Here is a 13847-nt window from a genome sequence, read left to right as displayed (position 1 = left end):
TTTGTGACAAATTTTTCAGATATAATTTTTTATCACAAATAGTGTGACATTTTTTTTAGTTCAAATATTTTGCCACACTTATTGTAACAAATTATTTTTTTAGAAAATAATGTCACGTATTAATTTAAATTTTATTAAAATCTAAATTAATTTATTAATATTGTACAAAATCCCCTCATATAAATTAGTATTCACAAAAAAATAGAATCTTGAACATTTTAATCGCAGATGACCACCAATTAACAATTGATGCATATAAAACAATACTTCCGTTTTCACTTCAATTAGGGGATAACATAAATTTTATAGAAGCTAATTCATGTGAAGAAGCACATCTAAAAATAAACCAGTGTCTTGATAACAATCTGATGATTGATTTAGCAATACTTGATTATTCAATGCCAGTCTACTCTGAAAAAAACATCTTAAATGGAGCTGATGTTTGTATTTACCTTCAAAAACAAATGCCAAATTGCATAAACATGATTTTAACATCAATAATGGAAAACATTATTTTGTTTGAAATTATTTTAAATGTTAAACCACATGGTATTGTAACTAAATCTGACATTGATGGAAATAAGTTTATAGAAATTATAGAGATTTTGCTCTCAGGCAAAAAATATAGAAGTGATTTTGTTGCAAAACAAATTGAAGAGATATGGGAAAACAAAGCTTTTGTAAATGAGTTAAATAGAAAATTCTTCAATACTTAGCTAAAGGTTATAAACTAAAAGAAATTGCTCAAGAATTAGATGTTTCTGAAATAACCATAAAAAAACGTATTTCAAAAATAAGAGAATCCTTAAATCTTAATGAGGATGATAATATTTTAAAAGAAGCCAAATCTCGGGGCTACCTTTAACATTTAACATAAGGTATACCTGAGGTATACCTTATGTTAAATGTTAAAATTTGTTTTGTAAATAGTTTGATTTATAAGAATTTCGCTAAGTATTTTAATCGATTAATTCTATTTTTTATGAAACTAATTTCATTGAGTTCTTTTATTTTATTGATATCATTAAACTCTTTTGCTCAAGATAAAATAATATTTGAATATGATTCTGCAGGTAATCAAATCGTAAGAAGGTATTGTCCTACTTGTTCAGAATCTAAAAATTCTCAAAATAACATTGAAGATGAGTTATTAAAATTCTTTCCCGAAGATATTATTTCCTATTATCCTAATCCTGTTAGAGATGAACTATTTTTAAAATGGGACTTAATTAATAATAATTATGTTAATGAGATTCAAATGTTTGATATTAATGCTAAATTAATTTCAACAATCTCTGATTTAAAAAATACTGATAGAACGACTATTCAATTTTCTTCTTTACCTAAAAACCTCTATTTGATAATATTAGTGTTTAATAATGGTGAATCAAAATCAATCAAAATTACTAAAGAATAATTTTTATGAAAAATATATTTATTTTTTTTGCACTTTTTGTTTTTAAGTTAGTTTTTTCTCAGAGTTATCATGATACTCAAGGTAAATTAGATATTACAAATTCTGGACAAGCAGTTTATACTGTTCCAATTGCCTTGCCTCCAAGTTTGCAAAATATTGGGCCAACAATAAATTTAGTTTATGCAAGTGGTCAATTTGGAGGTGTTATAGGTCAAGGATGGAATATTAATTCAATTTCTATGATTAGTAGAATGGCTTCAAGTATTCAGGTTGATGGGTACGTTGATGGAGTTGATTTTGATGATAATGATAAACTTGCACTCGATGGTCAACGATTAATAATAAAGTCTGGTAATTATTGGGAGAGTGGTTCGATTTATCAAACTGAAATTCAATCGAATAATAAAATTGAACAGGTTGGCACGGGTGATAATATTTATTTTATTGTTACGAATACTGATGGTTCACGGTCATGGTATGGAAACTATGATGGAGTAAATGCAACTGATTTAACTGCATTTTATATAACTCGTTTTGAAGATAGTCACGGTAATTATATATTATACGATTACTTTAAACCTTTTGGTAAAAGTTTGTGTTTGAAAAACATAAAATTTAGCGCCAATATTGCTGGAATATTGCCTTTAAATGAATTAATCTTCAATTATAAACAAGCAAAGCGAATTGAGACAGCATACATAAAAGGGAATAAGCATGAAAAAGATGCTTTATTATCTAGTGTTGAAGTAAAAACTAATAATCAATTATTTAGAAAATACGAAATTATTCATGAAGAAGATAGTCAACTGGGTTATGAAAAAGTAACTCAAATTAAAGAGTTCAATGGTAATGAAGAAGCCGCAAATCCAATTAATTTTGATTATTTTCCAGTAGAAACAGGTAATACAGAAGTGCAAACAACTTATGATGGTTTTTTACAACCACAATCAGGATTTGTTCCAGGGGATTTTGATGGCGATGGATATTTAGATTTTTACAATGAAGGCAAAATTTACACAAAATTATTTCAAGGTGGCACTGCAAATGCAATAAATGCTCAAAGCTTATTTGGAATTTATCCTATTCAAACATTGTCTTTAGATAATAAACTAAATCAGCATCAGTCATTTACGTCATTAAATCCACAATTAAGCCAAATTACGGTAAAAATTAATGAAATAAATCAGATAAATAACAATGTGATTTCTCCATTTTCAAAAACTATTAGTTTTCCAAATTCTGCATCTATCTACTCTAATTGCCCGGACTTTAATCCTCCATCAAATTATATAAAAACTGGAAATAAATACATTGAAGGTGATTATAACGGAGATGGAATTTCAGAATTGTTAATTTTGAGTTTTCCAGAGCAAAAAGTATATCAATATGATCCAAATTATGTTGGACCTAATATTAACAGCAGAACAGTAGACCCAAGTTATGGGTGTATTGAAACAATTACTATAGGAACTTCACCTAATGTAATGCGTATTTTGGATTTAAACCCAAACAGTTCTACAACATTAGGTACAAAAGGTTATCTCAATATTGATACAACAGGTTTTACAGGTTCATTAGATGGAAAATATTTTGCAGGTGATTTTAATGGGGACGGGAAAACTGATGTTTTTGTACTTAGAGATGATAAATCATATACCATATTTTCGTTTAAGCAATTATTAGTATCTCCTTGGACTCAAATTGAATTAATAGGGAATGGTATATTAACGGACTATCATAAAGATAAGATTTTATTGTTTGGAGATTTCAATGGAGATTCTAAAACAGATATTATTATACCTGTTGAAAAAAATAGTGATAATTGGGCAATTTATTTTTCAAATCCTAAACTAAATTTACAAGAGGTTTTTGAAAAGGAAATACATCAAATTACAACATATAAACCAGATACAGGAACACCCGGCACTGTTGGTGCTGAGTATACAACTCAACAACATTTTAAAAATTACTATGTGTTGGATGTAAATAAAGATGGTAAATCTGATTTAGTTATGTATTGGGTTGCATATGCAAAAAAAGAATGGTGGCAGTACCATAATTTTGATACTAAATGGAAAGTTTCAACGTATATAAATAATTTAGGTAACACAAATGCCTCTTTACCTAGATTTTATAATGACTATACTTCTGCATCTGAACATAATAGCGGCTCTCCAGAAATTCCTGTGCCTTTAGTAAGTTCTTTTCGAGTAAATGGTGCAAATAAAGATTTTGTTGTTTTAAGAAAAAATGATGCAAATGCAATATATGTACAATTTGCTAGAAATTATGCAAATGAGATTTTGTTGAAAGAAGTTTCTTCAAGTCAAGGTGCTATAATTGATAAAATTGAATATAAAGAAATTGAATCATTAAACAATAATGGATTAGGATATTTAAATGATACATATTCCTCAACAAACTCCGAATATTATCCGAATTTTGAATTTAAACGTTTAAGAGGAAGTAAAATAGTTGACAAGTTAACAAGTACTATTGATGGAAAAGTTAAATATCAAAGTTACAAATATCATGGCTTAACTGCAAATTTGAGTGGTTTAGGTTTAATTGGTTATAAAAAAACAGCAAGAAGTAGTTGGTATTTAAGTCCGAATGATAATAACATAATTTGGAGTGTTTTTGAAAATGATGTTCAAAAAAGAGGAGCAAATAGTAGAAGTTATACTCAATTAAAATCTATAAATGATTTTACTTTTAATTTAGGAGCCCCTACTAATTATATTTCTAAAACCGAAAATAATTATGTTTTAGCAAATCCTTCACATCCATATGCTTTATTGTTGAGTAGTACTAGTTCTCATGATTCATTTACAAATGTAAAAACCGAAGTAGTTAACCAATATTCAACAGACGGTTTTTACATACCACATATTATTGTGAAAAATAATTTTTTAGGAACTGATTTACAAGGGACTTATACTACTACTACCTCATATGAGAACAATGAATTTGGTTCAGGTAATGACTATTATATTGGAAGACCAACCTCTGTAGTTTCTCTTGCAGATGCTTATGGTGACACATTTGAAACAACTGAAAAATACAATTACACAGGTAATTTATTAACTAGGTTAGAGAAGAAAGGTAATTCAACTGAAGAAAATTACATAATTGAAGATTATGAGCATGATGATTATTCAAATATTACAAAAAAAACGGTAAGTGTAACATCTGGAGTTACTCCTTACATAGCGCCAAGAACCATTGAGCAAACTTATGACGCTACTGGAAGATTTGTAATTTCTTCAAAAGATATTGAAGAGTTAATAACTACTTATTCATATAACTCAATATATGGACTTGTAGAAACTACTACAAACCCCTTTTCACAAGTAACTACTAATTATTATGATAATTGGGGAAAATTAATTAAAGTTAAAGATTATTTAAATAAAAACTTAAATATATCTTATTCTAGAAACGGAAATTTAATTACTACAAGTTCAGTCTCAGATGATGGAAGTGAAAAAGTTGCTATAAATGATATTTTAGGACGAAACATAAAATCTGGTGTTAAGAACATCGATAATACTTGGTCTTACAAATCTATAGTATATGATTATTTAGGAAGAAAATTTAAAGAAAGTGAGCCATATAAAGGGAATAATCCACTATTATGGAATACTACAATTTTTGATGAATATAGCCGTACAACAAGTATAAATTATGCTTCTGGACTTATTTTAAATGTGACTTACGATGGTTTAAAAACAACAGCTAATGATGGTACTAAGCAAACTAGTTCAACAAAAAATGCTAATGGACATGTTGTTCAATCAACAGATCCTGGAGGTGAAATTAATTTTACTTTTTATGCAAATGGTAATCAAAAAACAGCTACATATGAAGATAATGAAGTTTATATGGAGTATAACAATTTTGGTTTGAAAACAAAATTAATTGACCCATCTGCAGGGACATATATATACAATTATAATTTCTTAGGTCAAATAATTCACGAAGGAACACCAAAAGGAAATACATACTATGATTATAACCCGAGTACAGGCAAACTTACTCAAAAAAGAGTTATAGGAGCAACTAGTGCCGAAAAAACAAGTATTATTACTGATTATAATTACAATCCTGTAAACAAATTACCATCATCATTAGTAGTAACCGATATTTACAATGGTAATTCAAGTTATCTCTATGAATATGATAGTCACAATAGACTTAAAAAAACGATTGAAGAATTGCCATTTGCAAAATTTGAAAATGAAGTTATTTACGACTCCTTTGGAAGAGAACAAAAAGTAAAATATGAAGCAAAAGAATTAGCCACAAATAAAATTTCATCTAAATGGATAAGAAATGTTTATTATAATGGATATCACAAGCAAATTTTTGATGATGGTGCAAATACTCTTTTGTGGTCAAGTAATACTGTAAATGAACGAGGACAATTAACAAGTGGAACTTTTGGAAATGAATTAATCCAAACCAATACATATGATAATTTAGGATTTCCTACAATTCTTAATACATCCAAAATTATTTCTTCTGGAAGAATGTCAAATCCAAGTGTTGTAGATAGAGTTGATGAAAACCCATTTGATCTAGGTGACCCAATTGAAATTGACCCAATTGATCCTGAAAACACAGAATCAATTATCAATTTAACCTATAGCTTTAATACTACGAGAGCTTTATTGAATTCAAGACAAACTAATTTATTTAATTTATTTGAACTTTTTGAATATGATAATTTAGAACGATTAACCGTTTGGAAATCACCTGATGAAACTTTGCACAATTTAACTTTTTCCAGTTACGCTAGTACAGAAGGTTTTGTTGCAACTTCAGGTGCAACAATTTCATCGTCGGCTGGTAGATTAAGAATCAATACAACCCCATCAGCTTCAGGAGGGCAAAAATTAATTTTATCAGGTGCCGCTTTAGGAACAAAGCTTAATATATCTGCAACGATAACTAAAAATAATATTAACAAGCTTAGAGTAGTAGTAATAGAAAAAGACCCAATTACAAACACAACTATTCAAACTGTTTTAGGCGAACCTGCTGATGGCATTTTTGTTGCTGATTATGTGGTTTCAGCACACAAAGACATTTATTTAAAATTTGATAAATCACCATCAAGTACTGATGTTGGTGTTTTAAAAACGTTTTATATAGATAATGTAGTTGTTAAAAAAATAAACCGAAATGAACAACAATATGATAATAGAGGTAGAATTACCCAAAATAATTTAGGAAATTATGGTTATAATATTGGTGGCAAAGCGTATCAAAACAGTAGTGTAGAGTTAACACCTGCTGGTAAAGAACATTATTCAAATTATTTACGTCAAGATATTTCATATAATGCTTTTAAAAGTCCAATACAAATTCATGAACAAGGAAAAGATAAAATAGATTTTTCTTACAATACATTTCAAAACAGAAGTGCCATGTATTATGGGAACTTAAATACAGATAAACTTTTAAGAACCTACCACAAATTTTATTCAGGTGATGGGACTATAGAAATTAAGAAAAACATAAACACTGGTGAAGTAGAATTTTTAACATATATAGGAGGAGATGGGTACACGGCTCCTGTAGTGTTAAAAAGTAATGGTACAACCGAAAATTATTTATATTTGCATAGAGACTTGCAAGGGAGTATAATTGCAATAACCAATCAGTCTGGTGAAATTGTTGAGAAAAGACATTTTGATGCTTGGGGAAATATTGCAAAAGTACAAGATGGAGCTGGTAATAATTTGACAGGTTTAACCGTTATAGATAGGGGATATACTGGGCATGAACATTTACAAGGGGTAAAGTTAATTCATATGAATGGTCGTTTATACGACCCATTGTTGCATCGTTTTTTACAGCCCGATAATTTTATTCAAGACCCGAATAATACCCAAAACTATAACCGTTATGGATACGTTCTTAATAATCCTTTAAAATATACAGACCCTAGTGGAGAATATGGGTTAGCAACTGTAGCCATAGGAGTTGGTGTTGCAATAGCGGCCTATATGTTGAATGCAATTTCTGTAGAAGCACCAATTACTTTTCAAGGAGTGTTAAAAACCAGTATTATATCTTTATGGTCTTCTTTTGCCACCATGGGAATAAGTGGCGGATTTACTTCTATTTGTGGTTTTGATACATCAGCAGCTGGGTTTTGGAATGGTGCATTAATGGGAGGGTCAACAGGTTTTGTTACTGGTGTATTTAGTCCCTCTTTTGACGTTATGCTCAATGGTGGTAGTTTAAAATTAAATCAAATTTTGAAAAGTACTTTAATTAGTACAACATTAGGTGGTGTTATAGGAGGTTTAGTAGGCGGGATTACTGCGGTGAAAGATGATTCTAATTTTTGGACTGGACAAAGTAATTGGCGAGATGTTGTTGGAGTAAATAGTTTTAAAAACTCAATTACTGGTAAATATGATTTTAGTGATACAAATTGGAACTTAGAAGCAGAAATGGATTTAGGATTTAGTGAACAAATTAAGAAATTAACTTGTACTTATCATTGTAAAAGAGTTGTCGATTGGTATTATTTTGGTGGTGACGAGCAACAAGGTATCAATAGTAGTTGGTTTTTAAGAGCTGATAAAGGGGGTATAAACAGTGGAAATTTAAGATTAAATTATCAAGTTTCAGGTTATTCGGTTGAGGATTTTAATTTGAATAATACAGAATCAAATTTTGCAAATTGGGCAATAAATCAAATGAAATCCAATAGGATTGTTCAAATAAGTTGGCAACCAGATTCTTCTCAAAATATTCATCACGCTAGTTTAATTTCTAAGATTGAAAAACACATTAAGAAAGGCACATTTCGATTTACACTTATGGATCCTGATAATTGGGGTAATTTTAGTTTTGATAAGTTTAAATATGCGTTTAGTGTCTGGAGATCAACATATAACTAAATAAAATAAAAATGAAATATTTATTAATAATAATTATGTTAACTTGTAAGTATTCTTTTTCACAAACTGATGATGAAGTAATAAATAATATTTTAAACTTAAATTTAGAAACATTTAATTCAAATGCTAAAACACTTTTAAAGAAACGGTATGAGTATACAAAGGAAAATGAAAATTTTTTAATTGGAAAATTGAACATAGACCAAAATTTATTAGTTACAAAATTTGATTTTGATTCTATAAGTATAAAAACAATTCCAGTTTTTAAATTTAATCTAAGTGAAGGATCTAAAAATTATTTAAGCTGTATTGATATCACTCTTAATGACACATTACAGGAATATGTATTATTTAGTGGAAATCAAATTATTTATGACGGATATTATTCAACCTTGAATAAGCAATCAAATGATTTTGAAAAGTTAAATTTTTGTCTAATAGGGGACAATTATTACTCCCCTTATAGATATGGTTCTAAACTTGGATTCTTATATAAAGAATTTCCTGTAAAAAAATATTTTGTTTTCAAACTTGATGGTTTAGTTAATTATATTTTTATAATTAAAAATAATTTAGTTTATGCTGTATTTATTGATAAAAATGAAAAGATTAAAATTATAGAGTTTAACAAGTTTTTTTGTAATTATTTTAAAAAAATGTGTAAATGATAACCCGACCGCTCGGATATATAACAGTAGATAGCGCAGAATTGTATTCCGTGCCCACAAAGTAAAAATTAAAAAATATAACAACCATGAAAAAAACAATTTTAATTTTACTAACACTAATATTATTTAGTGCTTGTAGCAAAGACGATGAAAAATCAGACACAGTAGAGGTAAAACATGAAAATCTATGGGGTACATGGTATTTTAGCAAAGTAATACAACCCGATGGAACTATTGTTCCTTACACTAACCTATGTAGTACCCAGCGTGATTATATTACGGTAACCACATTAAATAAAATAATTTTATCTACAAATAATGCAGCATGTACAAATCATACAGATTATGACTGTAGTTCGTTTGGGTTAACAGGAAATGAGCTTCATGGTTGCAATGATAAATTTGATGGGTTTGTGAGCCTCACAACATCAACTTTTAGGATTGATTATTCTACGGTTAAAAATTTAGGGTATCCTGATAATAATTTAGGACAGGCAAAAGGTATAATTTTTACAAAAAATTAATAAATTAAAAAGGCAATAAATGAAAAATTTAGTAATACTAATCACAGTCTTATTTTTAACCATTGGTTGTAGCAAAGAAGACGAAGGTGCTTCTGATTTAGAAATAACAAAAAATAATTTAAAAGGAAAATGGTATTACAGCGAAATTATTTTAGAAGATGGTAGTAAAATTTCTTATTCTGAAGCTTGTAGTTCTAATCGTGATTATATTGAAATTGAAGAATCGGGTACAATTGATTCTAGTGTTTTTTATGCTAATTGTTCCATTTATGCGCAACAAGCATGTTCAGATTTTTTATTAAATGGAAGTCAAATTTCAAATTGTGATGCAAAATATAATGGTGTAGTAAGTGTTCTTACAACTAACAGTTTAAGAATAGATTTTGAAACAGCACAAAATGTTTGGTACTCTCCAAATAATTATGGCAATTTTAAAGGTGTTATTTTAACTAGAAATTAATCAGTTTCTAAATCCTGTAAAATGAGTAAAGTAGCCAGCTTACTTTTATTGTTTTTTTTGTTTACAACAACAACTGTTAAATCTCAAGGCGAGGCCAATATTTGGTATTTTGGAGATAAAGCGGGTTTAGATTTTAACAGTGGTGTGCCTGTACCACTTATAGATAGCGAAATGGATGCTTTTGAAGGTTGTGCTTCATTAGCTAATGCGGCAGGTCAATTGCTTTTTTACACCAATGGTATAAAAGTATGGAATAGAAATCATCAAGTAATGTTAAATGGTGATGGTTTACTTGGTCATGATTCCTCTACTCAATCAGGAACAATAATTCCTATGCCAGGTTCTACAAACTTATTTTATTTATTTACATTAGATTTTCAGGCTTTTCCAAACGGGGTTCGTTATTCAATAATTGATTTGAATTTAGATGGTGGTTTAGGTGGCGTAACCAGTACAAAAAATGTTTTGTTATACTCGCCGTCATGTGAAAAAATATCAGTTGTTAAACATGCAAATGAAACAGATTTTTGGATAGTAACCAGAGCATACAATAACAATATTATTTATTCTCATTTATTGAATTCGAGTGGATTAAGCACAACACCAGTAATAAGTAATTCATCAATCACTGCAGATCATTATTTGGATACAATAGGAAATATGAAAATATCTCCAAATGGTTCTAAATTAGCTATTTGTTATGGGAATACTTCAAATTCAAGAGTTGAGTTATTAGATTTTAATAATGTAACAGGTCAAGCATCAAATTCACAAATTATTGATACTGGTTCGGGTTCATTTTATGGAGTAGAATTTTCACCAAATGGTTCATTGTTGTATGTAACTGAAGGCAATAACTTTAATTTATATCAATATGATTTAAATGCTGTACCTATTGTTTCTTCCCGAGTGCATTTATTTGATTCTGAACCAATGTTAACTCGAATTACTAGGTCATTGCAATTAGGACCAGATGGAAAAATTTATGTAGCAATGGCATCTTCTCCGGCAATTAGTGTTATTAATAAGCCAAATATTTATGGTTTTGGATGTGAATTTGTTGTTGATGCAATACCATTAGCTGGAAAAATAAGTGGTTCTGGATTGCCAGTCTTTAATCAATCATTTTTTTTTACTGCAATACAGTTACAAAATAGTTGTGTGGGAGAAGTTACTTCATTTGAATTAGGAGATACTTCAGTTAGCACTGCTAGTTGGAATTTTGGTGATGGTAACACATCTAATATTATTTCTCCAACACATATATACAATAATGAAGGAACATATACCGTATCAGTAACTACTAATGGAGTAAATGGAATTTCGACAGCAACAAGAAATATTATTGTATATGCAACTCCAACCGCCACACAACCTATAAGTAGTTTAATTTGTGATGATAACAATGATGGCTTCTATAATTTTGATTTAACCGCTAAAACATCAGCCATTTTAAACGGTCAGTCACCAACACAATATGGCGTTCGTTACTATGCTAATGCAGTGGACTATGCAAATACTATTGCCATAACTTCTCCAACTAATTTTCCAAATACTTCTGCTTACCAATTACAAACCATTATTGCAGAAGTTTATAATTTAGATAATTCAGATTGTAAAGCAATCACTACTTTTGATATTCAAGTTTTTGAAAGTCCATTGCCAAGTACTTCTGTTTCATCTATTCAACTTTGCGATAATACCAGTTTTGGAACTGATGTTGATGGTAAGGTAGTATTCAACTTAACAAGTAAACAAACAACAATTTTAAATGGTCAATCAGCTACTAATTTTACGCTTTCATATTATAAAGATGCTGCATTAACCGATTTAATCAGTAATCCTACAACCTATGTAAATACAAATGTGGTAGAAACTATTTATGTGAAAATGACTAACAACCAAAATGTAAATTGTTTTGCCACAACTTCGTTTCAGATTGAAGTATTTATGTTACCATCAATTACTTCTCCAATACCTTTAAAACAATGTGATGACAACAACGATGGTTTTAGTGCTTTCAACTTAACAGAAGCAAACGAATTTGTTGTTACTTCAACCACTGGTTTGTCTTTTTCTTATTTTGAAACACTTACCGAAGCTGAAAATAATACCAATCCTATATCAAATTTCACAACTTATACCAATCAAACCGTAAGTACTGACCAAGTTTTTATTAGAGTTCAAAATGCAAATGGTTGTTTCCGAGTAGCAACTTTAAATTTAATTGTTTCAACCACACTAGTCCCAGCAACTTTTCAAAGAACTTTTACAGTTTGCGATGATGCCGTTTCAGGTTCAAACTCAGATGGTATTGCTACGTTTGATTTTAGTAGTGCAACAGCAGCTATTCAAGCGTTATACCCTGTAGGACAAGTTTTAGATATTACTTATTATCAAACTATAACTGATGCTTTAGCCGAACAAAACGCAATTACAAACACTTCGAATTTTACCAATACAAGTTCACCAACAACACAAAATATTTTTGTTCGTGTAGATAGCCAGTTAGATAATGAATGTTTGGGTTTAGGACATCATATTACATTAAATGTAGAGCCTTTGCCTATTATTTCACCCTTAACTTACACCCATTGCGATGACGACCAAGATGGAAGTTTTGGTTTTGATACTTCAACATTAGAAACTACTTTGTTAAACGGATTAACAAATGTTACTTTGGCATATTGGGATGAGAATAATAATCCGTTGCCAAGCCCGTTGCCAAATCCATTTAATACTATCACTCAAATTGTAAAAGTTAGAGCAACAAACAATACAACAAATGCTTGTTATTTTGAAACAAACATCACATTTACAGTTGATGATTTACCCGAAGCTTATGCAATTCCAACCAACTTAACAACAGTTTGCGATGATGAATTTGATCCAACGGATCAAGATGGTTTATTTGCATTTGACACTTCAAGTTTTCAAAGTACTATTTTAGGAACTCAAACAGGAATGCTGGTTAATTATTTTGATGAGACAGGAAATTCGTTACCGAGTCCGTTGCCCAATCCATTGGTTAGTGGCACACAAAATATAACAGTTGAAGTTATAAATCCTGTAAACACAATTTGTAAAGCAACTATGATTATTCCATTGATTGTAAATCCTTTGCCTGAAATTGAATTATATGGTGATGAATTAATTTGTAGCAATAATCCATTGTTTACAAAAGTAATCAATGCGGGTTTATTAGATGAAACCACTGTTTCAAATTTTACGTATCAATGGTTTTTAGATGGTTCCATAATTTTTACTGCTACAAACTACGATTTAACAGTAAACACAGAAGGTGTTTACACTGTAGAAGTTACTAATTCAAATGGTTGCGTGAGAACTCGAACCATAACGGTTACCGCATCAGACATTGCAACTATTAATGATATAGAAATTGTTGATTTATCCGATGATAATTCAGTTACCGTTATAGTTACTGGTTTAGGAAATTATGAATATAGTTTGGATAATATAGATTATCAATCATCAAATATTTTCCAAAATATTGCATCAGGAATTTACACAGTTTATGTACGAGATTTGAATGGCTGTGGAGTTGTAACTGAAGAAATTAGTGTGCTTGGAATTCCAAATTATTTCACACCAAATGGTGATGGAATTAATGATTATTGGAATATTAAAGGTGTGAATTCAAAATTTAATTTAGAAACCACGATTCATATATTTGATAGATATGGCAAACTATTAAAACAAATCAGCCCCTTAAGTCAAGGATGGGATGGTACTTTTAATGGAGTCCAAATGCCGTCATCGGATTATTGGTATTCAATTCAGTTAGAAGACGGACGTGTTTTGAAAGGACATTTTAGTTTGAAGAGGTAAGTTCATAAC

The 13847-nt window shown here is 29.5% G+C and carries 8 protein-coding genes; all 8 read left to right on the top strand.

Annotation, left to right across the window (positions count from 1 at the left end; all coding sequences use genetic code 11):
- The first annotated feature begins 209 nt into the window (after window positions 1–209).
- Entirely contained in the window at window positions 210–716 is a 507-nt protein-coding gene (locus M9Q43_RS00175; RefSeq protein ID WP_262316977.1) for a response regulator, read from the top strand.
- Window positions 701–865: a LuxR C-terminal-related transcriptional regulator gene (locus M9Q43_RS14195; RefSeq protein ID WP_408611237.1), complete on the top strand. Its 165-nt coding sequence runs from the start codon at window positions 701–703 to the stop codon at window positions 863–865. The genes M9Q43_RS00175 and M9Q43_RS14195 overlap by 16 nt, the downstream gene beginning before the upstream one ends.
- Before the next feature lie 117 nt (window positions 866–982).
- Entirely contained in the window at window positions 983–1417 is a 435-nt protein-coding gene (locus tag M9Q43_RS00170) for a T9SS type A sorting domain-containing protein (RefSeq protein ID WP_262316976.1), read from the top strand.
- Window positions 1418–1422: 5 nt separating this feature from the next.
- Complete coding sequence (locus M9Q43_RS00165; RefSeq protein ID WP_262316975.1) at window positions 1423–8337, top strand: RHS repeat-associated core domain-containing protein; 6915 nt, start codon at window positions 1423–1425, stop codon at window positions 8335–8337.
- 11 nt (window positions 8338–8348) lie between these two features.
- On the top strand, window positions 8349–9005 hold the full coding sequence (locus M9Q43_RS00160; RefSeq protein ID WP_262316974.1) for a hypothetical protein: 657 nt from the start codon (window positions 8349–8351) through the stop codon (window positions 9003–9005).
- A gap of 86 nt (window positions 9006–9091) precedes the next feature.
- The gene (locus M9Q43_RS00155) at window positions 9092–9529 is read left to right on the top strand and encodes a hypothetical protein (protein ID WP_262316973.1); all 438 of its coding nucleotides are present in this window, start codon (window positions 9092–9094) and stop codon (window positions 9527–9529) included.
- 19 nt (window positions 9530–9548) lie between these two features.
- On the top strand, window positions 9549–9989 hold the full coding sequence (locus M9Q43_RS00150) for a hypothetical protein (protein ID WP_262316972.1): 441 nt from the start codon (window positions 9549–9551) through the stop codon (window positions 9987–9989).
- 21 nt (window positions 9990–10010) lie between these two features.
- On the top strand, window positions 10011–13838 hold the full coding sequence (locus tag M9Q43_RS00145) for a T9SS type B sorting domain-containing protein (protein WP_262316971.1): 3828 nt from the start codon (window positions 10011–10013) through the stop codon (window positions 13836–13838).
- Window positions 13839–13847 lie beyond the last annotated feature (9 nt).

This window comes from Flavobacterium odoriferum, from assembly GCF_025499515.1.
GTDB classification, from domain to species: Bacteria; Bacteroidota; Bacteroidia; order Flavobacteriales; family Flavobacteriaceae; genus Flavobacterium; species Flavobacterium odoriferum.
This window is presented reverse-complemented; position numbering and strand designations above follow the sequence as displayed.